21 protein-coding genes are annotated in these 21571 nt (G+C 44.2%); 10 read left to right on the forward strand and 11 right to left on the reverse strand.

The genetic code is table 11. The annotated features are described in order from the left end of the window. Window positions 1-34: 34 nt before the first annotated feature. The 3 genes from B0I21_RS07830 to B0I21_RS07840 form a co-directional block, all read right to left on the reverse strand. On the reverse strand, window positions 35-3286 hold the full coding sequence (locus B0I21_RS07830; protein ID WP_133639908.1) for a SusC/RagA family TonB-linked outer membrane protein: 3252 nt from the start codon (window positions 3284-3286) through the stop codon (window positions 35-37). A gap of 106 nt (window positions 3287-3392) precedes the next feature. Further along, window positions 3393-4061: a hypothetical protein gene (locus tag B0I21_RS07835; protein ID WP_133639909.1), complete on the reverse strand. Its 669-nt coding sequence runs from the start codon at window positions 4059-4061 to the stop codon at window positions 3393-3395. Continuing rightward, window positions 4058-5047, reverse strand: a complete 990-nt coding sequence (locus B0I21_RS07840) for a hypothetical protein (protein ID WP_133639910.1) — start codon at window positions 5045-5047, stop codon at window positions 4058-4060. Before B0I21_RS07840 ends, B0I21_RS07835 begins: the two co-directional genes overlap by 4 nt. Before the next feature lie 536 nt (window positions 5048-5583). On the opposite strand from B0I21_RS07840, the gene dnaA reads away from it, so the two are divergent. Next, entirely contained in the window at window positions 5584-7011 is a 1428-nt protein-coding gene (dnaA, locus tag B0I21_RS07845) for a chromosomal replication initiator protein DnaA (RefSeq protein WP_133639911.1), read from the forward strand. Window positions 7012-7272: 261 nt separating this feature from the next. On the opposite strand, the gene B0I21_RS07850 is transcribed toward dnaA, so the two are convergent. The 6 genes from B0I21_RS07850 to B0I21_RS07875 all read right to left on the reverse strand — a co-directional run bounded on the left by B0I21_RS07850 (window position 7273) and on the right by B0I21_RS07875 (window position 12792). Next, entirely contained in the window at window positions 7273-7650 is a 378-nt protein-coding gene (locus B0I21_RS07850) for a hypothetical protein (protein ID WP_133639912.1), read from the reverse strand. A gap of 223 nt (window positions 7651-7873) precedes the next feature. After that, window positions 7874-8257: a hypothetical protein gene (locus tag B0I21_RS07855; protein ID WP_133639913.1), complete on the reverse strand. Its 384-nt coding sequence runs from the start codon at window positions 8255-8257 to the stop codon at window positions 7874-7876. A 256-nt stretch (window positions 8258-8513) separates the two neighbouring features. Beyond that, entirely contained in the window at window positions 8514-9554 is a 1041-nt protein-coding gene (lpxK, locus tag B0I21_RS07860) for a tetraacyldisaccharide 4'-kinase (protein WP_133639914.1), read from the reverse strand. Then, window positions 9551-10021 carry a gliding motility lipoprotein GldH gene (locus B0I21_RS07865; RefSeq protein WP_133639915.1) on the reverse strand — a complete coding sequence of 157 codons (471 nt, stop codon included), beginning with the start codon at window positions 10019-10021 and terminating at the stop codon, window positions 9551-9553. The genes lpxK and B0I21_RS07865 overlap by 4 nt, the downstream gene beginning before the upstream one ends. A gap of 237 nt (window positions 10022-10258) precedes the next feature. After that, window positions 10259-11542 carry a PSP1 domain-containing protein gene (locus tag B0I21_RS07870; RefSeq protein WP_133639916.1) on the reverse strand — a complete coding sequence of 428 codons (1284 nt, stop codon included), beginning with the start codon at window positions 11540-11542 and terminating at the stop codon, window positions 10259-10261. Between the two features lie 107 nt (window positions 11543-11649). Then, window positions 11650-12792: a DNA polymerase III subunit gene (locus tag B0I21_RS07875; RefSeq protein ID WP_133639917.1), complete on the reverse strand. Its 1143-nt coding sequence runs from the start codon at window positions 12790-12792 to the stop codon at window positions 11650-11652. A gap of 121 nt (window positions 12793-12913) precedes the next feature. Here B0I21_RS07875 and dnaN point away from each other — a divergent pair, with 121 nt between their 5' ends. The 6 genes from dnaN to nadD all read left to right on the forward strand — a co-directional run bounded on the left by dnaN (window position 12914) and on the right by nadD (window position 17561). Next, window positions 12914-14035: a DNA polymerase III subunit beta gene (gene dnaN / locus B0I21_RS07880; RefSeq protein WP_133639918.1), complete on the forward strand. Its 1122-nt coding sequence runs from the start codon at window positions 12914-12916 to the stop codon at window positions 14033-14035. A 10-nt stretch (window positions 14036-14045) separates the two neighbouring features. After that, entirely contained in the window at window positions 14046-14705 is a 660-nt protein-coding gene (locus tag B0I21_RS07885) for a DedA family protein (protein ID WP_208292289.1), read from the forward strand. Between the two features lie 152 nt (window positions 14706-14857). After that, window positions 14858-15445: a CAP domain-containing protein gene (locus tag B0I21_RS07890; RefSeq protein ID WP_133639919.1), complete on the forward strand. Its 588-nt coding sequence runs from the start codon at window positions 14858-14860 to the stop codon at window positions 15443-15445. Between the two features lie 85 nt (window positions 15446-15530). Further along, window positions 15531-16406, forward strand: a complete 876-nt coding sequence (locus B0I21_RS07895) for a YicC/YloC family endoribonuclease (protein ID WP_133639920.1) — start codon at window positions 15531-15533, stop codon at window positions 16404-16406. Between the two features lies 1 nt (window position 16407). After that, window positions 16408-16977 (forward strand): guanylate kinase, encoded by a 570-nt coding sequence (gene gmk / locus B0I21_RS07900; protein WP_133639921.1) that lies wholly within the window; start codon window positions 16408-16410, stop codon window positions 16975-16977. Between the two features lie 8 nt (window positions 16978-16985). Next, window positions 16986-17561, forward strand: a complete 576-nt coding sequence (gene nadD, locus B0I21_RS07905; protein WP_133639922.1) for a nicotinate (nicotinamide) nucleotide adenylyltransferase — start codon at window positions 16986-16988, stop codon at window positions 17559-17561. Window positions 17562-17598: 37 nt separating this feature from the next. Here nadD and B0I21_RS07910 read toward each other — a convergent pair whose 3' ends face one another. Then, the gene (locus tag B0I21_RS07910; protein WP_208292299.1) at window positions 17599-18363 is read right to left on the reverse strand and encodes an SDR family oxidoreductase; all 765 of its coding nucleotides are present in this window, start codon (window positions 18361-18363) and stop codon (window positions 17599-17601) included. A gap of 29 nt (window positions 18364-18392) precedes the next feature. Beyond that, window positions 18393-19241, reverse strand: a complete 849-nt coding sequence (kduI, locus tag B0I21_RS07915) for a 5-dehydro-4-deoxy-D-glucuronate isomerase (RefSeq protein ID WP_133639924.1) — start codon at window positions 19239-19241, stop codon at window positions 18393-18395. Between the two features lie 221 nt (window positions 19242-19462). On the opposite strand from kduI, the gene surE reads away from it, so the two are divergent. From surE to B0I21_RS07930, 3 genes are all read left to right on the forward strand, one after another. Then, on the forward strand, window positions 19463-20251 hold the full coding sequence (surE, locus tag B0I21_RS07920) for a 5'/3'-nucleotidase SurE (protein ID WP_133639925.1): 789 nt from the start codon (window positions 19463-19465) through the stop codon (window positions 20249-20251). After that, window positions 20241-20507: a hypothetical protein gene (locus B0I21_RS07925; protein ID WP_133639926.1), complete on the forward strand. Its 267-nt coding sequence runs from the start codon at window positions 20241-20243 to the stop codon at window positions 20505-20507. Before surE ends, B0I21_RS07925 begins: the two co-directional genes overlap by 11 nt. 108 nt (window positions 20508-20615) lie before the next feature. Next, the gene (locus B0I21_RS07930) at window positions 20616-21491 is read left to right on the forward strand and encodes a menaquinone biosynthesis family protein (protein ID WP_133639927.1); all 876 of its coding nucleotides are present in this window, start codon (window positions 20616-20618) and stop codon (window positions 21489-21491) included. Window positions 21492-21571 lie beyond the last annotated feature (80 nt).

Consider the following 21571-nt stretch of genomic DNA (forward strand, 5'->3'; position numbering starts at 1 on the left):
CTTCCAAAGGGGACGAGCTTACTCGAACAATTTTTTAGAATGTTACTTTCAGGCCTAAGTTGTACCCTCTAACCAAGGGGTATAAACCATAGTCTACACCAGGCGTTAAGTTTCCCCGCTGGTCGTAGTCAGGCTCAGGGTTATAGCCTTTATATTTCGTGATGGTAAATGGGTTTTCAACGCTAGCAAATACGCGTACGCCAGCAATCTTTAACTTGCTTGCTAAGGCTTGTGGCACGTTGTAACCGAGCATGACGTTTGTCATCCGTAAGAAGGAGCCATCTTGCAGGTAAAAAGAAGAAAGGCGAGTGCTGTTACTTTGGGTGCCTGCACGGGAAGCGCGATACACGCTGCCGTTTCCTGGATCGGCGGCAGAGCGGTAGCGCTGCGCAACGTCTGCGTATTGGTTTCCAGAACCCTCCATATTGTACAAGTAATAATCGTATCCATCCAAAACCATATTGCCTTGGGATCCGTTAAAAGACGCCCGAATATCGAATTGCTTGTAAGAAGCATTCAACGCAAAACCATAGGTGAAATCAGGGTGGGGGTTGCCGATCACGCGCTTGTCAGCATCATTCACGACACCATTGCCATCTACATCTTCAAAGTATAGATCGCCAGGCTGCATGGGGTTTGTGGAGCTTGCGGAAGGCGCTACCGTTTTATAGTTTTCCTCCGTGGCTACACCCAAAACCTGAAATCCATAGAACATGCCAATAGGGCTTCCTTCTTGGGTAATATGGGTGATATAGGATCGTTCGGCGCCGTTGGTCATAATCGTTGCCGCACCTCCTAAGTCAAGCACTTTGTTCCGGTTCACATTGATATTACCGCTAAAGCCCAATTGGAAATCTCCCGTTCGGATTAATGTGGCGTCCAGCTGTACGTCAAATCCTTTGTTTTCCACTTTGCTCTCGCGCAAGTTTGTCAAAATAGAGGTGGCTCCAGAAAGAGCAGACACGGGTTGATTGAACAAGAGGTTGAACGAGCGACTAAGGTAGAGGTTCGTCATAATATTCAGGCGCCCATTAAACAACCCAATATCTATCCCGCCGTTGTATTGCGAGGTAGACTCCCATCCCAATCCGGTATCCTGGAAGTCATTAGGCCAATAGCCCGTGGCGACCTGATCACCGATAATGACTCCTCCTGGCGAGCTCATCGTTGTCATGTTTCGGTAATCTCCAATGTTGTTGTTACCACTTAAGCCCCAGCTCGCTCTTAGTTTTACGGACGAACCGTTTCCTAACCAGCTAGTATAGAACTCTTCATTAGACAGTGTCCAGCCGGCAGATACGGATGGAAACGTGCCCCACTTTGTTTCGGATCCAAAACGCGAAGATCCATCTGTACGAAACGATGCCGATAGAAAATATTTAGCATCGTAATTGTACATGACCCGACTAAAATACGACTGTAAGGTTGTTACTCTTTTAAAAGCATCTTGTAAGGTGAAATTAGTTGGATCTGCGCCTTTATCCGTGATTTCCCCAATTTTGTCGTTCTGGAAGCCATTGGCTCGTACATGCTTGAGATCCGTATCTGTACGTTGTGCCGAATAACCCAAAAGGGCGTTTATCTGATGTTTTCCGTTGAACGTCTTATTGTAATTCAGCGTGGTCTCCACCAATTTATCGATTTCACTTCTGGTCCGTGCATCAGCGTACGCACCTGTTATTGCTTGAGCAGAATACGGTGGATTATTTCCATTGGAGATACTCGTAGGGCGGAAATAATCGTACTTTTCATCGTAGGTAGATAATCCCCCATTTATTTTTAAGTTCAAACCGCTTAAGATTTCAAGATCGGCAAAAGCGTTGTATAACCCACGTTTACCACGGCGGTTATTCTTGATCATGGTTACGTAAGCCAATGGGTTTTCCGGATTTTGAATACCGAAATTATTCGCCGATAAATCCGCCATTAAATATTGGGCATAGCTCCCGTCTTCGTTGTAAACGGGCAGCGTCGGCAGGTAAAGCAACGCTGCCATTGATGGGCTGCGGTCGTAGCGACCAGTTGTTACTTCGTTGTTGTCATTGTATGTAAACGACACGTTCGCGCCTACAGTCAAGCGGTCATTGACTTTGGAGTCAATGTTCGTGCGGAAGTTAAATACCTGCTGGTCTGTACCGAGCATGATACCATCTTGGTTTTGAAATGATCCGCTTACCAAATATCGTGTTTTATCATTTCCTCCATAGGCAGATAAGTTATGGCGTTGGAAAGGCGCATTTCGGTATAATGCATCTTGCCAGTCGGTATCGTACTGCGCACGCTTTGCCGTACCCGTTGCAAAATCGTAATACTCTTCCGGGATGGATACCGATCCTGCGTTTCCGACGCGACCGACCCGCGTAGCGTTGTTGTCCATGCGCATCGCATCATTCCAGGTACCGCCTCTGTTCACCACAAGATCTTTGTAGGCATTATTCCGCCCATCGATCAATAGGTCAATAAATTCCTCAGCATTCAGGAGGTCGATTTTCTTGGAGAGCTGGCCAAAGCCTCCCACAACCTCGTAGTCGATATTACTTTTTCCCTCTTTTCCGCGCTTTGTCGTGATCAGAACAACGCCGCCAGCTGCTCGCGATCCGTAAATCGCTGCCGAAGCGGCATCTTTTAGCACGTCGATGGTTTCAATATCATTAGGGTTGATATTTAAGTTGTTGCCCGCAGGGTAGCCGTCAATAACATATAAGGGATCGGAACCCGCGTTGATAGAGCCCATGCCACGCACCCGTATCTTTGTGCCATCGTATGGCGCACCGCTAGTTTGCATCACCTGTACACCCGCAACTTTACCCACTAAAGCTTGCGATAGTTTAGGTGCGTTTAAATTGAGCTCTTCCGCCTTGACACTGGCAATAGCGCCAGTAACGTCCGACTTGCGAACGCGTTGATAACCGATGGATACGAGCACCTCATCTATCGCTTGGGACTGCGATTCCATGGAGAATATCAGGTTATCCTCCTTTGTAATGTGTTGATCGACCGGATTAAACCCGATATATCGAACCGAAATCGTGTCGCCCGCAACCCCAGGCAACGTAAAGGTTCCATCGTTACTCGTTTGTACACTTTGTTTCGTACGGCTGTTGCTTACGGTAGCGCCAGCGATAGGATTGCCTTGAGAATCTAGAACTTTACCGCGTAAATTTTGTTGATCTTTTTCAATGTTTGTTTTTAAGCTATTGCTTTCTTTACTATAGGCGCTCCCTGAGATTGAAGCGGTACTGATTGAAAGCAACAACCAGAGTAATCTGGATGGTTTAGGATACATTTCTTCACGTATTAGTTGCCGCAAACCTAGCAGTCTAATATTATGAAAACGTTAATAAAACTTTATAATATTATTAGGTAAATCGTATTAGCTATACATCTCCTGATCAGTCCTGATCAAAAGATTTTAGCGAGCCGTCAGCATTGAATTCTATCGTGTATCTCGATCGATCACTTGTAAGTGAACGGGGATACCACCTGATTTTGTTATTTGATGTGATTGCGTACACGTTGTAATCTTTTGATTTGCTCTCAATTTCTATAAGTTTATCTTGTATAATGCGGGACACACGATGCGCATTCTTAAAAGGTAACTCGTTTATGTTGACTATATTTTTGGAGACAATATCCCTTTTAGAAAGGATGACAGGTTTAGAATCAGACCATCTGCCCTTATCATAATGGTAACTATCTACATATTTTGGGTTGTCCGGGTTTTGAATTTTTAGATAAATGCGGTAGTCGTCATAAAACTGGATAGACATGTATATGAAAATCTCCTTGCCGCGTAGCTCCGGACGATTTCGCAACGCTTCTTCCGCTCGCAGCAAAGCGGATGTATCCATCAAAAAGCCATGGTTTGGCGTGTCAATAGGAGCACTATGCTCGTTTTGAGATTCCGCTTTAAGCGCATTTGACTTTTCGCCGGAAGTTATGTTTTCATTTCGGGTTGCTCCGCTTTTGGTTTCTTCAATCGTCTTTACAAACGAGTCACAGCCGTTGAATAAAACCAGCAAAGCACACAAAACTGTCATGAACAGGATATTTTTTCTCATACAATGTTTCGTTCATTCATTAAGTCTTCCTCGAACACCACCCGTTTTGGGTTTTCAGGGTCATAGAACAACATTTTTTCTTTGCTGTTTTTAATGGTTCCCAGATCTATTAACGATACTATTTTCTTAATGGTCGGCGTATGAAGGTTTCCATGCGCATCATGAAATTGAACATGGAAGCGCACCTCAGGCTGATCATTAATAGATGTTCCTGTTTGCTCAATCTGTCCAATAGATGCAAGCGCTCTTTTGCCTTTGAATTTCAATACGGTCGCTTCTGGGCCAATGTTCATCTTTTTGAATACAACATATCTAAGTATTAAAAAGATGATCCCGGGAAAAAAAATAATGCAAGCAGGTATTACGACCAAGGGGTGCCAAGTGGATAAAAAACGCCAACCAAATCCCCCATTTTCAAGATCATAAGAAAATGTAAAATAATACAATACCGCGGCTAGGAACATACACCATACGACCATGAGAAACCAGCTTACGCTAACCAAACTTTCTTCCAAAACAACATAGGGGCTAGTTTCAAACTTTGGATCCACACGTAAGTAGCACATCTTGCCAACTTGGTACCTGTTTTCCTCAGGCTTTGTATCCGTAAAGCTCATGCTGTGCCAGATTGTTTCCCCGGCAAGGTTTGCTAATTTCAAAACAATTGTTTGAGTTTTAAATTTAGCATGTGCTGATTTAAGCGGTTTCACTTCTACAATTTCTCCCTGTAGTCGCTTACCCGTATTTAAAAGCTTTTTGAGATTCCTTTTGGCAACAACGGTGTATCTTAGGATGAGCCAAATCGCGATCGTGAATACTGCTGCCCATAGCATGAAACTTAGCGCCAGATTGAACAATGCGAAGTTCGGATTGACAAGATCAAGGTTCGTATTTCTGAATTCTGTATTGTAATATATAATTGCCGGGTGCGCAAAAATAAAGTATAAAAAGAATAGCAACCAGAAAATTCCAAATCCTTTACGCATAAATTGACTTCATTTTTTGCAAGATTGTAGTGCTAAAAAAGGTGTAGCAAGATTTTTATCAACATAACCCAAACGCCCCATCCAAATTAAGCGAATACAGTATGTTTATCAAAAACTTTGCCAAGTGAATTGTGGTACGAAGGTTGCTGAGTAATTGTGATTTAGAAAAAATGTGCCATAAAATTCCGTTGCATAGATCTTTTTTAAAGGACTTTTTTTTTGATTTAAAAACCCGTATATTTAAACACGAAGAGTAGTCAATAGTTTTCCACACCCAACAGCGCCCTCGTGCAATTTTGACTCCGAAAGACTTGTTGTAATCAAGAAGGAGCTGTGCTGTTGAAAACTAAAAAAGAAAATTTTTCTTTAGCAAAATAACCGATAAAAATTACTTAAACACCTGACTAATAGTGTATTTACCTTTTTTTAAATTTTTAATTTTTTAGCTCGGCTTTTTTTGTCATCTTCGTCTTAAGCGAAAGTTTTAAACAATTTTTTTGTCAAATATTGGTTTTCAAGTTATTAACAATTTAAGAATGGAAAAAACGTGTACAAGTGTCTGGAATAGCTGTCTTCAAATCATAAAAGACAATATTCCTGCGCAAAGTTTTAAGACCTGGTTTGAACCCGTGAAAGCGGTAGGTCTAAATGGAAACGTTTTGACTATTCAAGTGCCTTCTGTATTTTTCTACGAGTGGTTAGAGGAACACTATGTTGGGATTCTACGCAAAACGATCAAAAAGTTCTTAGGTGAGCAAGGTCGGTTAGAGTACAATATTATTGTCGATAAGTCATCTGCCAATACGCCCTATACCACGAATATTCCGTCAAACGGCAATGGTGCGGAAGGCAAAAAGCAATCTATTCCTGTCCCTGTAGCGTTGAACAAGAATATCAAAAATCCTTTTGTTATTCCCGGCTTAAAAAAGCTACAGGTGGACCCACAGCTGAACCACCACTATACCTTTGATAATTTTATCGAAGGGGAATGTAACAGGTTGGCGCGTTCCGCCGGATTTGCCGTAGCAAACAAACCCGGAGGCACGTCCTTCAACCCCTTAATGGTGTATGGCGATGTAGGCTTGGGTAAAACGCACTTGGCGCAAGCTATCGGTAACGAAATCAAAAGAAATCTACCCGATAAGCTGGTGATTTATGTTTCCTGTGAAAAGTTCTGTCAGCAATTCGTGGACTCTTTGAAGAATAATACGATCAATGACTTTGTAAATTTCTATCAGGCTATGGATGTGATTATTATGGACGATGTGCATAATTTCGCAGGGAAAGAGAAAACCCAGGATATTTTCTTCCATATCTTTAATCACTTGCACCAGTCAGGAAAGCAAATCATCCTTACTTCTGATAAGGCTCCTAAGGACTTGTCAGGATTAGAGGAGCGCTTGTTGAGCCGCTTTAAATGGGGATTATCGGCAGATATCCAAATTCCAGATCTGGAGACCAGAATGGCTATCTTGAAGAAAAAAATGTATTCCGATGGTATTGAACTACCAGAGAACGTGATGGAATACGTTGCCACTCAAATTGACAATAGTGTACGTGAACTTGAAGGCGCTATGGTGTCCCTTCTGGCACAATCTACCTTGAACAGAAAAGAAATCGACTTAAACCTGGCCAAATCCATGCTAAAAAACTTTGTGAAAAATACGCACAAGGAAATTTCCATGGAATATATCCAAAAGTTGGTTTGCGAGTATTTTGAGGTGCCTGTGGAGATGGTGAAATCAAAAGTGCGAAAAAGAGAAATTGTGCAAGCTCGTCAAATTTCGATGTATCTGGCAAAAAACCACACGAAATCGTCTCTGAAATCTATTGGTAGTTTCTTTGGCGGCCGCGATCATTCCACCGTGATCTATGCCTGCCAAACAGTAGAGGACTTGATAGAGACCGACAAGAAATTTAAAACGTATGTACAGGATATCCAGAAGAAGCTTAAAACTTCATAAAGGTCTGTTGTACATTTTTTGAACATGAACATGCGAAGCCTCATCGGTTTCGCATGTTTTGTTTACGGCCGTCTTTCCCAGCGTGCGGCGCATTGCCGTTCAAGCGCTATCTTGTGCTTGCATAGCAAGGCTGTTTCAGCAAAGACACTATAAAAAATGGGAGCACGAATGGCTCCCATTTTTCATTTGTTCAACGTAATTCCCAAAATGGAAATCTATTTATAGCGATTATAAAGATGTGTACTATCTATTGTTTCGCCCTTACTCTGGCAGCGCATGGGGCGCAGGTACAGGCTTAGCAGCCTTTTCCTTCGGACGTTCAGAAGCAAGTTTTTTGTACAGCGGTTTTTGCGCATCGGATAGCTGTTCTTCAACCTGTGCGTCTGCGCTCGCTTGTATTTTATGCAGCGATTCTGCAAGAACCTCCGGAGATAGTGTTGCATCTTCCTTAGCGATTTCTTTTGCTTTAGCTCCCTCCCAAACAATCTGTAAAACACGTGTCTGCTGATCTTCCGTGAGCGTTAATTTTTCGGTAAGTAATGCTACTTCCTGTTTTGCCAATTCCTCCGGATTGCCTTGCGCCATTGTCAAGGTCACGGCAAATAATAAACTGATACCTGTTAGCATTAATTTTTTCATTTCTTTCAAATGTATTGTTCAACCATGTATACGCTTTTCACTGCTATTATAACAGCAGAACACGTACATTTATTACTCCAATTGTATCAGGTATGTTACTATTTAACGTTCATTAACGATTCGACCACGTCATGCTTCCAAGATGTCTCATGCGCTAAAGCACAAAAACCAAAGGCGATTAGTCATGCTAATCGCCTTTGGTTTTTACTAGATCAAGAAGGGCTCATGACGAGCGGCCAGCTCTACCTTGCGGACGGCGCTGCTGCAGTGTGTCATATTTTTTCGCTTGCTCTTCGGTTAGAAACGCCCGTATTTTGCTCCGGTATTTTTCCCGCGTAGTTTGCATGCTTTGGCGCACCGCCTGCCTGTCGCCACTGCTTTTGCTAAAGATTTCCTTTTCCTCCGTCGCCTGCGCAAAGACTTGCTTATAGATAGAATCTTGTTGTGCGCTGCTCAATTCCAGCTCCTCGGTCAATCTTGTAACCGTGGTTTTGGCTCGATCGGCCGGGGCTAACTGTTGCATGCCTCGCCCTTGCCGCTCTTGTGCAAAACCCATCATACTCATCCCGAACATCATCGTTACTAGTAGTCCTGTTAACTTTTTCATATGTATAAAATTTGCTCTTCCATTATCATTATGGTATATACACTTCGTTTATTTAGCCATGGTTGCATTTTCCTTTTTTCTCGCTACACGCCGTTTACGTGGCAATACACATCTAGCCTTGCAGCGATTCAGATATTCTTTTGTTGGTATCGATCGTATCGGCTATGTATTGCATCGTTAAAAATAGTACATATTGAATTAATTACCTCATGCAGAGAAAGTTATTTAGGATAGTTTAACCTCTATTAATAGTATTTTACACTTCGCTGGGGCGAAAGGCGCTTTTAAGCAACTGATCGAAGACGGGAGCATCCCCAAACATGATTTGCTGTTGGATAGGAACAAAATATACGGGATACTGGGCGAGAAAGGGTGCCGGTAAGCGCTGCAGATCTTTTTCCGTACAGATGATGATTTTATGTTCACCTTGTAGCGTATGGAACTGCTGGGCAATGTCGACCAGATCTGCCGCTGTAAAGGGATGGTGATCACCATAACGGAGGTGCTCCAAGTGTTTCAGCTTCAATTCGAGGTATTGTCGTAGCGGCTCGGGCTTTGCAATACCGGTTACCAGTAGGGCGGTCGTCTCAGCAAGCGGGGGGGCGGCTGTGCTGTGCCCTGTGCTATGCTGAATAGCTTGGTAAGCAATTTTAGAAAAGAATAGAGGAGCTTGACTATGCCTGCCGAGCTTTGCCGTTATTGCAGATTTTACCGTAGCGTCCAGTATTTCCGGGCATTTGGTCACGACTATGCAGTGGGCGCGTGCAGTCTCTCGCAATACATCCCGGAAGTTGCCTGTAGGAAGCGGAAGCATAGGCTGTAAAAGCGATTGGTAGTCGAATAGAAGGATAGAGAAGCTTGGCTTCAATGCCCGGTGTTGGTAAGCATCATCTAGCAGCACCGCTTTGCAGTGTGGAAGGAGTTGCTGAATACCCTGCACCCGGTTTTCACAGACGGCCACGGTAATCTCGGGAAACTTACGTTTAATTTGAAGGGGCTCATCTCCACTTTGAAAGGCTTCATCGTCGATACGGACGTCGCGAAAACCTTTGGTTTTTCGACCATATCCACGACTAAGTACGGCTACATCGCTACTTGATTTCAACGTACGTAACACATATTCTACCATCGGACTTTTGCCGGTACCACCCACGGCCAAGTTTCCAATCACCACTACCGGAATTTGGAACGACGTGCTTTTTAGTACATGGAGATCATATAATCGATTTCGTAGCCAAACTACGCTGGCATATAAGAGCGAGAAAGGAAAAAGAAGCCAACGTATGAGCAAGATCATGGCTTTTCTACCACTTTTAGTCCAACATCAGCGATTTCCTTAAGTGGATTTTCCCGCATGTTTTGCTCAATAGCGAAGCTATAATGGCCCGTATCGGGGAACATCACGTCTTTTTTGACAAGGCGTTCGCTTGCATAGAGATTGCCGGCGCTACTTCCCGTCCAGCGACCGTCAGCTTCGGCGAGCTTGATTTCGTAACGCTGCACGGTGTCTTTTAATCCCGGACCATGCTGCCGCAACAGGATGAAAAGGTTGGAATATTTGTAGTCATTCGTATGGCGTACGTTCACCCATATATCGTATTTCCGCCCAGCATCTGCAATGTGGAAATCGAAAGTCGGAACATCGCTATAGCTCCAGCTACGATTGGGAATGCTTTCGTTGCGTTCAAACAACGCCGAATCACCGCATGCACTTCCTAACAAGAGCATGGATAAAAAAAGAAGTCGTCCTAAGAGATCTTTCATACTATATGTCTAAAACCTGCAAAAGCGCGAATTAGGGCCAGAAGGCTAGGTTTCCAAGGGCAAGTGGAAGCACAACCATGACCGCTGCTACCAGCAACGGTATGCGCACTACTTTGAGCGTGAGCTTCAGGGGGCTGCTAGAACCAATCAGCCATTTTTACAGACCAAGGATCGCTTCGTCGCCGTTTTTACGCTTGCCACGCCGTTTCCATCTTGCTTCGAGAAAAGCCTTGCCGGTTAAGATTCGTTTCCGGCAGGTCCCTTATTGTTTTCTGAGGCTCTATTCTTGTTCCTGTTTTTATTGCGGTTAAAGCGTTTTTTCGGCTTGTTCGCTTGCTCTGCACCTTCCCGGTTTGAATCCCGATTGGCAGGCGTTGCGGATTTATTTTCCTTTGCTTCCGGCTTTTTAGGCTCTACACGTCGTTGTTCCGGTGCTTTGCTTTCCTGTCCAGGCTCTCGTCTGCCTTTCGGTTTTTTCCTTTTCTTGCGTTTGTTCTTATCGTCCAAGCGGGTCAGTGAATCCTGTCCCACAACGTTTTCGTAATCGTAGGAAACGGGTTTTTGCACCTCTTCCGGAACAAAGTTTATCGTCAGGTCTTGCGACTTACGGCCGTCTCTGTTTATTTCGGCATATTCCCTTACCTTTTTCACCTCAACTGGAATCCAATTTTCCGCACCAGGGTAAGAGTACCACATAATCTTTTTGAAAATATCCGTTTTCTGCAGGTAGGCTGTGCCGACCTCCGTGTCCAAGCGTTCTACGTTGGTCGGGATATCGCGCAAAGCATCCATGTAACTATCCAATTCATAGTTTAGGCAGCATTTCAATTTCCCGCACTGGCCGGCCAGCTTTAGTGTATTCAGCGATAGGTTTTGGTAACGCGCCGCCGAGGTTGATACCGTTTTGAAATCGGTAAGCCACGTCGAACAGCAAAGCTCGCGTCCGCAAGAACCAATTCCGCCCAAACGGCTAGCTTCCTGCCGCATGCCGATTTGCCGCATCTCAATCCGAATCCGAAAAGCTTCGGCCATCCGCTTGATTAGCTCGCGAAAATCTACCCGACCTTCAGCCGTGTAGTAGAAGGTTGCCTTTGTTTTATCGCCTTGATAATCGACATCAGATATTTTCATCGATAGGCCAAGCTCCAGCGCTAGATTGCGCGCTCGGTGCATAGTTTCCCATTCCAGGTCTTTCGCAGCGTTGTACTTCAGTACATCGGTTTCATTCGCTTTCCGATAGATCTTTTTGGCAATATCTTCGATTTTGACATTGTTCTTTTTGAGCTGTAAGCGTACGAGTTCACCTGTTAAGGACACATGGCCGATATCAAAGCCACCCGTAGAGGGCTCCACGGCAACCATCTCGCCCATCTCCAAATAAAGGTTATCCGTATTGATATAAAAGTCCTTTCGAGAGCCTTTAAATCTTACTTCTACAATGTCAAAAGGTTTATAATTTGATGGCAAATCCATATCGGATAGCCAATCGTAAACATCTAATTTATTACATCCGCTAGTCATGCAAGAGCCATTATTTTGGCATCCTGCAGGGGTTTTTCCAGCAGTAGTTGTACTACTACCACACCCACCTCCGGATGAGCAACTGCCACATCCCATATTTTCTTCTTTTATATATATTGAGTCCCTTGTGGGAACGTTTGATATTTAAATATTAAAACCAATTGCAAAGATAAATCTAAAAATAAAATTTTAGGATTTGCATTGCGCTCTACTTTGTAATGCGTTTTTTCCAACATATCAATCGCCATCTCCAATTGATCACCGGTAAAATTTTCACTAAATTTTCGAACAAAATCTAACTCCTGACCCTGTAAAAGCACTAATTGTTGAAGGCCCTGTTGTATCAGGATGATTTGCCGTAACATATTAATGGCATAAAGTAAGAAATTTTTCTGGTTTTCGCGTCCGAGCTTCGGAAAGTCCTCTTCGCAAAACCGAATGATATTAAGCCCAGAATCTGTCACCACAAAGCGCAACCACTGTATCAATACATCAAAATAGGGGTTTGCTTCTTCGTCGAGCAGATCTATTGCCGCCTGGATGTTGCCATCAGCAATGAAGGCAATTTCGTTAGCGCGTTGCGCATCCACGTTAAAATCGCTGATCAGGTATTGTTTCACCTTTTCGTGATCCAGTTTGGATACTTTGACCAACTGGGTCCGGGAAATAATTGTATTTAATATGCGATCTTGATTTTCGGCCACCAAGAGAAACAACGTTTTCGCAGGCGGTTCTTCGATTAGCTTTAACAGGGCATTGCCCTGCACGTCCAGAAACTCCGGTAGCCACATGATAAGAACTTTGTACTCTGCTTCAAAAGCTTTTAGACTCAGTTTTTTAATGATGTCGTGTGCTTCAGCAATATTGATATTTGCTTGTTTATTTTCGGCGTCCAAATTTTGACGCCAAAAATCCAGCCCCATGTAGGGGTTTCCAAGAAATGCCTTGCGCCATTCTTCTAGATACGTCACGGCCACCTCATCTTTACCCTTCGCAAAAAATGGATAAGAGAAGTGCAGATCTGGATGGATCAATTTTTGGTATTTTTTGCAGGAGCTACAGACGCCGCAGCTATCCAGTTCTTGCTTATTTTCACAGTTGATATACTGCGCATAGGCCACAGCCAGGGCCAGGCTTCCCGAACCTTCCGGTCCTAAAAAAAGCTGGGCATGACTCACACGGTTGTCCTTCGCCGTATGGAGCAAATGCGCCTTCACCTCTTCGTGTCCTATGATATCGTTGAACTGCATATTCTATGGTACAAATGTACTAATTAATTAAATGGCGACAGGAATTAAGACACATTGTGTTTATAATATGTAGATTCTTTTCTGTAATATTGCATATAAAAAAAACTATAAAATTCAGGAAATGAGATTTATTGTATCCACTTCAATTTTATTAAAACAACTACAGGCAATTAGCGGAGCTTCAAGCAGCAGTACGGTCCTTCCCATCCTTGAAAATTTCTTGTTCGAAATCAAAGATAATTTGTTGACAATATCGGCAACAGACCTTCAAACGAGCATGGTGACCTCTCTACAAATCGAGGCGAAGGAAGAGGGTCGCGTGGCTATGCCATCAAAAATTTTGATTGAGACGCTCAAGACACTTCCCGATCAGCCTGTCGCTTTTTCTGTGGATACCAACACCTTAGCGATTGAGATTAGTGCAGGCGACGGTAAATATAAACTTAGCGGCGAAAATGCGGATGATTTTCCAAAGATTCCCGTTGTGGACAATGTTTCCAGTGTTTCTTTAGACGCTTCTATTCTTTCCGAAGCCATCAACAAAACGATTTTTGCAGTAAGTAACGATGAGTTGCGCCCAGCGATGTCAGGTGTGTTGGTACAGCTTGCTGAGCAGGGCATTACCTTTGTATCGACGGATGCACATAAATTAGTGCGCTATCGCCGCATGGATGTAACTTCAGAAAAGCCGACTTCACTGATTCTTCCCAAAAAGGCGTTGACCTTGTTGAAGTCATCGTTACCTTCCGATGAAACCGTGGTGGCGATTGAATATAACAACACCAATGCATTCTTTCAGTTTGGTAATATCCACTTGATCTGTCGTTTGATTGATGAGCGTTACCCGGATTACGAAGCTGTCATTCCACAGGTAAACCCCAATAAGCTTACCGTGGATCGCTTGTTGTTTTTGAATACGCTGCGTCGCGTGGTGATCTTCGCGAATAAAACTACCCACCAAGTGCGGTTGAAAATTTCAGGAAGTGAGTTACACATCTCTGCCGAGGATCTGGATTTTGCCAATGAGGCCCACGAGCGCTTGAGCTGTCAATTTGAAGGACAAGACATGGAAATAGGTTTTAACGCTAAATTTTTAGTGGAAATGCTGAATAACTTAAGCTCTAGTGAAGTGGTCATTGAGATGAGCACACCAAACAGGGCCGGGCTATTGATTCCAGCGATAAAAGAAGAGAACGAGGATATTTTGATGCTCGTGATGCCTGTCATGTTAAATAACATCTAAACGCGCCGTTTTGGAAATCATTTCGTCTGTCATTGATTTCATCTTGCATATAGATGATCATTTGGCCGCTCTTATTACCGAGTATCATTATTGGATTTACCTGATCTTATTTCTGATTATTTTTGTCGAAACTGGATTAGTGATTATGCCATTCCTGCCTGGTGACTCACTCCTATTTGCAACAGGGATGTTTGCCGCGCAAGGCATGCTGGATATTTATACCAGTATCGGGCTGATGCTCGTTGCCGCAGTTCTTGGCGATGCCTGCAACTATTTGATCGGTAAATACGCCGGCGACAAATTTGTCAAGCTCCGTTTGTTTGGAAAGCAGTTGGTCAAGCCGGAATACATTGTAAAAACACACGGCTTTTATGCCAAGCATGGCCCACAAACTATCATCATTGCCCGTTTCGTTCCTATCGTACGCACCTTCGCTCCTTTTGTTGCGGGTGTCGGTAAAATGAATTACGGCATATTTCTGACGTACAACCTTATTGGTGGCGTGCTATGGGTGGTCGGTTTAACCTTAGCTGGGTATTTCCTTGGAAACATTGCTTGGGTTCGCGACAATTTCGAGAAAGTCGTTATCGGTATTATCCTTATTTCGGTATTACCCATTCTGTTCGGATTTATAAAAGAAAAATTTAGTACGAAAAAGGAAGCTCTGTAGGGCTTCCTTTTTGCTTACATAGGTTTGTACAGTCGCTCAGCGATGTTATTTTTTTCTTTGCCATTGTCTTCCCAACAAGACGTTATTTGGCGGCGTAGGTTCGCTATCATTAAACAATCGTTGTAAACCAAAGTCTATCTTTTTAAAGGAACATGATAATGCGTATTTTCTCTATTTTTGTGATGTTGTTGCTGATGACGGATTCCTATGCGCAGCGAAAAAAGATAACTGTAGATCGGGCTGCAGCAAAGGAAGCCTTCGCGTACCTGCAAGCATTTCGGGACAACCCGAAAAAGATGATGCGCGCCTTGGGTGTCCGGTTTGATGCTAGACAGGTTTCGACAATACGATTAAGGTGGAACGATGATTTGGCTAAGGCGGCTGAGCGCCGCGCACGCGACATGGCCGAGCGAAACTACTTTGATCACACTAGCCCCGAAGGGATTGGCCCCAATCACTACATTGTCCAATCCGGCTACACGTTAAACAACGCTTGGTTGAAGAAGCGCTCGGCAAACAATTTCGAGTCTATAGCAGCCAATCACCCGACCGCTGTAGACGGAATCAAGGCTTTCATTATTGGCAAAGGTTCGCCAGGCTTTATGCATCGGAAACACGTGTTAGGCCTTGACGCGTGGAATGGTTCGCTACAGGATATTGGGATCGGTTTTGTACGCATCCCAGAAGGGGCAACGTATAAAACCTACTTGAGCGTTATCATCGCCAAACACGATTGGTAGAGCGCCTCCCGCTAGCAAGCTGTTCTAATTTCATATTTACACGCAATTATCACAGTTTTAATTTTCACTTTTCATACCTTTGCGTATGATAAAATCTATGACAGGGTATGGTATTGGCTCCCAGGAGAATGGGAAGGTTAAATATACCGTCGAATTAAAATCCCTGAATTCGAAATTTCTGGAATTAAATCTTCGTTTGCCTAAGGCCGTTTCTGATAAAGAGTTTGCTTTACGATCAGAATCCAGCAAATTGATTGAACGCGGGAAGGTCAACATTTTTGTGACGGCGGAGTATGCCGATCAAACCGCAAAGGCTTCGACAATCAATGCGGCACTGCTCACAAAATATTATAAGCAGCTTAAGGAGGTGGCTACGCAAGTAGGTGAGGAGCACGCTTCTCTTTTTGAGATGGCCCTTAACATGCCAGAGGTTGTTACGTCCAATGAGGATACCGTTGATGAAGAAGAAGGAAAGGTACTCATGGATGCTTATCATGCAGCAGTAAACCAATTTAACAAATTCAGAGCAGATGAAGGCGAGATCCTGAAAGACGATCTGGAAACCCGTGTACAAATGATTCTCTCTTACCTCAAGCAGGTAGAAGGCACCGAAGGAGATCGCATTCCGCTCATTCGCGAGCGAATAAGCCATTATCTAGACGAGACGGTAGGGAAGGAAAATGTAGATATGAACCGCTTTGAGCAAGAGATTATTTTCTACATCGATAAGCTCGATATCACCGAAGAGAAAGTACGACTTCGGAGCCACTGCAACTATTTCGTTCAGGCATTAAATGCCAGTGATTCAAACGGTAAAAAGCTAGCCTTCATATCGCAGGAAATGGGTCGCGAGATTAATACATTGGGTTCTAAGGCAAATGATGCCGGCATACAGCAGATCGTGGTGCGTATGAAAGAGGAACTCGAAAAAATAAAAGAACAACTGCTTAACGTATTATAGCATGAGCGGCAAACTAATCATATTTTCTGCGCCTTCCGGTGCCGGGAAAACAACTATTGTAAAGCGACTGTTGGACAAGCATGCTGATAAACTGGCTTTTTCTATATCGGCCAGCACGCGCCCCCCCCGAGGTGCCGAGGTTGATGGCAAAGATTATTACTTTATCAGCAAAGAGGATTTTCTACATAAAATAGCGAAGCACGAGTTTATTGAATTTGAGGAGGTGTATGCAGGTACATTTTATGGCACGCTGCGCAAGGAAGTGGAGCGTATATGGGCAGAGGGCAAATCTGTTATCTTCGATATTGACGTTGTCGGAGGGCTTCGTTTAAAATCTAAATTCCCGGAGAAAGCGCTGGCTATTTTTGTAAACCCGCCATCCTTGGAGGTATTGAAAGATCGTTTGCGCGGCCGCGGTACCGATACGGAAGAAAAGTTGCAAGAGCGCTTTGCAAAGGCAGAAAGCGAGCTTAGCTATGCAGATAAGTTTGATGTGGTGCTCAATAACTTCGACTTGGATACAGCCTGCGAGGAAGCTGAACAGCTCGTCGTGGATTTTCTAAATAAGTAATCTTTGCAATGAAAAAGATAGGCTTATTCTTCGGTTCCTTTAACCCTATCCATGTGGGGCATCTGATCATTGCCAAATACATGCTTAATTTTACGGAGCTCGACGAGGTATGGTTTGTCGTATCGCCACAAAATCCCTTCAAGGAAAAGAAGAGCTTGAGCAATATGTACGATCGGCTGGAAATGGTTAACCTGGCCTTAGCGGGTGAGGATAATCTGCGCGCCTCGGATATTGAATTTAGCCTTCCGCAACCCTCTTATACGGTTGATACCTTGACACATCTGCAGGAAAAGCATCCAACTAAGGAGTTTCTGCTGATTATGGGTGAAGACAATTTGCAAGGGTTTTCCAAATGGAAGAATGCGGATGTTATCCTTCGGGATTATAAGCTTGTCGTTTACCCCCGCCCGGGCTATGACGCTGCTGAACTCAAGGCGCACCCCTCCGTAATCATGACAGAAACACCACTCATGGAACTTTCCTCTACCTTCCTTCGGAAATGTATTAAAGAAAAGAAAGATATTCGATATTACACCGTGGATAGCGTGCGGGAGTTTATTGATAAAAAGGGATTGTATCTGTAATAAAAATGGGAACTTTTAAGTTCCCATTTTTATTACTTTACCTCCCCATCCAGCCGCCGTCGACAGTAAGGATCGTACCATGCACGTAGTCAGAAGCGTCTGATGCGAGAAATACCGCCGGGCCCTTAAAATCTTCGGGTTGCCCCCAGCGCGCCGCTGGAATCCGCGATAAAATGGAGGCCGAGCGCTCCGGATCGTCACGTAAAGCTTCCGTGTTGTCGGTAGCAATATAGCCTGGAGCAATTGCATTCACATTGACGCCCTTACTAGCCCATTCGTTAGCAAAGGCTTTTGTCAACGAGCCAATGGCGCCCTTTGATGCGGCGTAACCAGGCACGTTGATGCCTCCCTGAAAAGTCAATAAAGAAGCTGTGAATACAATTTTTCCCGTTCCACGTGAAAGCATTTCTTTTCCTATTTCGCGGGTTAAAATAAACTGCGCGTTTTGGTTTATTTCAATGACCTCGTCCCAAAATTCGTCAGAATGTTCCGCCGCAGGTGTACGAAGAATGTTGCCCGCATTGTTAAACAAAATATCGATTACCGGATGATCGGCCTTTACTTTCTTGATAAAAGCGTATAGCGATGCGCGGTCAGAAAAATTACATTGGTAGGGATAGAAGTTTCTACCTAAAGATTTGATAGAATCGGCTACTTTAGAATTTTCCAATTCCAACGAGGCGGATACACCGATAATGTCTGCTCCGGCTTCGGCTAAGGCCTCTGCTAGCGCTTTTCCAATACCACGTTTACATCCGGTAACGAGGGCGACCTTTCCCGTCAGGTCAAATTTATTTAATATAGACATGCTGTATGAAATCAAAAAATGAATTAACGTAAATCAGTGATGGCGCATTTGTCCATGTCGTCATAGTCGAGGTTTTCGCCTGCCATACCCCAGATAAACGTATAGTTGCTAGTTCCTGCCCCGGAGTGAATCGACCAAGGCGGCGAGATCACGGCCTGCTCATTTTGCATCCAAATATGACGTGTTTCGTCGATTGGGCCCATAAAATGGGAAACGGCCTGCGCCTCGGGCACCTCGAAATAAAAGTATACCTCCATGCGCCGATCGTGCGTATGGGAGGGCATGGTATTCCATACCGAGCCGGGTTTAAGTTCTGTCATCCCCATTTGTAATTGACAGGTGTCGACAACTTTGTTCAACAACATTTGGTTGATGGTGCGGTGGTTTGCCGTTTCCAACGAACCCAATTCTATTTTATTGGCCTCAGCCTTGGTAACACGTTTTGTTGGATAGCTTTGATGCGCCGGCGTAGAATTCAGGTAAAACTTAGCCGGATTGCCCGAATCATTACTGCTAAAGAACACCTCTTTCGCGCCTTTACCGACATATAAAGCTTCTTTGTGGTTAACTTCATAAGACGTTCCGTCCACTTCAATTGTTCCATCTCCACCCACGTTGATAACGCCCAGCTCCCTGCGGGATAAGAAATAGGGCTCTTTTAAAAGCTCGTCTATGGTTTCCAGTTGTAGCTTGCCTTGAACGGGCATTGCTCCGCCAGCCATATAACGGTCATAATGGGTATAAACAAAGTGTATCTTATCCGCGGAAAACACTTTTTCGATAAGGAAATTTTCGCGAAGGCCTTTCGTGTCTAATGATTTAGTCTCGTTGGGGCCGATAGCGTAACGACTTTCGAAAATGGTATGACTCATAATACGTATTTAATAAACAAAGATTGATAATCTATCGAAGATAGTGTTTAATCGTGGAGCTCGGTAGGCTTATCTTCGGAAACGTTGCCATTCTTGCCGACAATTTTACTTTTCCCTTCCGCCGATAAGCTAGGTATGACCTACAAGGCATGCGTAGCTTTTGAGGCTTTTTGATCGCTGTTCCTGTAATAAATTCCTAAATGTTTTTGTTAAATTCGCATATGGCAAAAAAGAAACCGACAATTCTGGTTGTAAACGACGATGGAATAACCGCTCCCGGCATCAAAGTTTTACTCGAGGAGATGCAAAAAATCGGAGATGTGGTGGTCGTCGCACCGGATAGTCCACAGTCTGGGATGGGGCACGCTATTACGATTGGAAAGCCCCTTCGATTGGACAAGATTGATCTCTACGCAGGCGTAGAGATGTATAAATGCTCGGGCACGCCTGTAGATTGTGTCAAGCTGGCCGTCAACAAAATATTTAAAGGCAAAAAGCCAGACCTATGCGTCTCCGGGGTCAACCACGGTTTAAATTATTCCATCAATGTGCTGTATTCTGGAACCATGTCTGCTGCGGTCGAAGGCGCTATAGAAGACATTCCGTCCATCGGGTTTTCGTTGGATGATTTTTCGCATCAGGCAGATTTTTCGCATTGCCGGCCGTACATTCGTGCTATCGCCGAGCAGGTGCTAGAAAATGGCTTGCAGAAAGCGACCTTGCTCAATGTCAATTTCCCGCATCGGAGTAAAGAAATCAAGGGGATCAAAATCTGCAGACAAGCTACGGCAAAATGGTTTGAGGAATTTGATGAGCGGGTAGATCCGTACGAACGTGAATATTTTTGGATGACAGGAAAATTCCAGCTACTGGACAAGGGTGAAGATACCGATGTTTTTGCACTAAGCAACGGTTATGTATCCGTCGTTCCGACACAGTTTGATATGACTGCGCATCATGCGATCACGGATTTAAATTCCTGGACATTCGATATCGATCATGCGAGATAGTATATGGATCGGCGTCGGTCTGGGAGCCGTGTTTCCTTTGCTCGCGTATGCGCTCACGACATACACCAGCCTGCCTACACAGCTTTTTCCAACAAAGCCCTTTGCGTTTTACGTTGTTGCGGCAGGCATCAATCTCGTGCTGATGCGTGTTTTTTATAAAAGGGCCGTGCCTTACGACCAGACGGCGAAAGGCATTGTTTTGATCACATTTTTGGGTATGCTGCTATTTTTGTATTTTTTCAAGCTTCGCATGTAAATGCTCAACAGCAGCTACGTTGCCAAGAAAAGAAGCGACAGCGCGGCAAGGTAGCGTACTAGAGTAGCTCGTGCATGTATGACATCCCCCCCACAAAAAAGAATAGAAATGAAATTAACATTGGGTTTTTCTCCTTGTCCAAACGACACCTTTATATTTGACGCGTTGATCCATCATAAGATCGATACCCAAGGGCTTACCTTCGATGTCGATTATCAAGACGTCGAAACGTTAAACCAAAAAGCTTTCCAAGGCGAATTAGACATTACCAAATTAAGTTATCACGCGTTTGCCTATGCAGCTAAAGAGTACGAGTTGCTGGATGCCGGAAGTGCGCTTGGCTTCGGCGTGGGCCCGCTTCTCATTACGAAAGATGAAGCGCTAGCCACACGGCTACGACAGCTTTTGGAAGCTGGCGGCAACATGTCAGAACATGAGGAAAAGCTTAGCATTGGAATCCCTGGGCGCTATACCACGGCAAATTTCCTCTTGGGTCTAGCATTCCCCACGTTACAAAACAAGGTTGAACTGGTCTTTTCGGACATAGAAAACGCGCTTTTGGGGGGCAGGATCGATCTTGGACTGATCATCCATGAAAATCGCTTCACGTATCAGGTAAAAGGCTTGCATAAAGTTGTCGACTTAGGCGATTATTGGGAGCGGACGACTGGCAGCCCGATCCCGCTAGGCGGTATTGTAGTAAAACGCAGTTTGGATAAAGCGCTGAAACTGCAGATAAATTCCCTTATTCGGGAGAGCGTTCAATTCGCTTTTGAACACCCGAGGTCGGCAATCGATTATATTCGTTCACACGCCCAAGAAATGGAAGAGGCGGTGATGTACAAACATATTGAGCTCTACGTAAATAAATACTCGGAGAATTTAGGCCCCCAAGGTCGTGAGGCTATCCAGCAGATGTTTGATAAAGCTGTCGCATTGGGTATTATCCCCCAATTCACAGACGAGCTTTTCTTGACGCGATAGCCTTAGCATGGCGCTGCGGCACGCCGGGAAACCGCTACGTAACAAAACAAAAAAATAACTTGTAATTCTGTTAGTTATCA

Source organism: Sphingobacterium paludis (assembly GCF_004364125.1).
GTDB classification, from domain to species: domain Bacteria; phylum Bacteroidota; class Bacteroidia; order Sphingobacteriales; family Sphingobacteriaceae; genus Sphingobacterium; species Sphingobacterium paludis.

Coding starts and splice junctions, on each gene's coding strand:
- B0I21_RS07830 (WP_133639908.1), bottom strand. CDS start 3,286: ATGTATCCTAAACCATCCAGATTACTCTGGTTGTTGCTTTCAATCAGT.
- B0I21_RS07835 (WP_133639909.1), bottom strand. CDS start 4,061: ATGAGAAAAAATATCCTGTTCATGACAGTTTTGTGTGCTTTGCTGGTT.
- B0I21_RS07840 (WP_133639910.1), bottom strand. CDS start 5,047: ATGCGTAAAGGATTTGGAATTTTCTGGTTGCTATTCTTTTTATACTTT.
- dnaA (WP_133639911.1), top strand. CDS start 5,584: ATGGAAAAAACGTGTACAAGTGTCTGGAATAGCTGTCTTCAAATCATA.
- B0I21_RS07850 (WP_133639912.1), bottom strand. CDS start 7,650: ATGAAAAAATTAATGCTAACAGGTATCAGTTTATTATTTGCCGTGACC.
- B0I21_RS07855 (WP_133639913.1), bottom strand. CDS start 8,257: ATGAAAAAGTTAACAGGACTACTAGTAACGATGATGTTCGGGATGAGT.
- lpxK (WP_133639914.1), bottom strand. CDS start 9,554: ATGATCTTGCTCATACGTTGGCTTCTTTTTCCTTTCTCGCTCTTATAT.
- B0I21_RS07865 (WP_133639915.1), bottom strand. CDS start 10,021: ATGAAAGATCTCTTAGGACGACTTCTTTTTTTATCCATGCTCTTGTTA.
- B0I21_RS07870 (WP_133639916.1), bottom strand. CDS start 11,542: ATGACTAGCGGATGTAATAAATTAGATGTTTACGATTGGCTATCCGAT.
- B0I21_RS07875 (WP_133639917.1), bottom strand. CDS start 12,792: ATGCAGTTCAACGATATCATAGGACACGAAGAGGTGAAGGCGCATTTG.
- dnaN (WP_133639918.1), top strand. CDS start 12,914: ATGAGATTTATTGTATCCACTTCAATTTTATTAAAACAACTACAGGCA.
- B0I21_RS07890 (WP_133639919.1), top strand. CDS start 14,858: ATGATAATGCGTATTTTCTCTATTTTTGTGATGTTGTTGCTGATGACG.
- B0I21_RS07895 (WP_133639920.1), top strand. CDS start 15,531: ATGATAAAATCTATGACAGGGTATGGTATTGGCTCCCAGGAGAATGGG.
- gmk (WP_133639921.1), top strand. CDS start 16,408: ATGAGCGGCAAACTAATCATATTTTCTGCGCCTTCCGGTGCCGGGAAA.
- nadD (WP_133639922.1), top strand. CDS start 16,986: ATGAAAAAGATAGGCTTATTCTTCGGTTCCTTTAACCCTATCCATGTG.
- kduI (WP_133639924.1), bottom strand. CDS start 19,241: ATGAGTCATACCATTTTCGAAAGTCGTTACGCTATCGGCCCCAACGAG.
- surE (WP_133639925.1), top strand. CDS start 19,463: ATGGCAAAAAAGAAACCGACAATTCTGGTTGTAAACGACGATGGAATA.
- B0I21_RS07925 (WP_133639926.1), top strand. CDS start 20,241: ATGCGAGATAGTATATGGATCGGCGTCGGTCTGGGAGCCGTGTTTCCT.
- B0I21_RS07930 (WP_133639927.1), top strand. CDS start 20,616: ATGAAATTAACATTGGGTTTTTCTCCTTGTCCAAACGACACCTTTATA.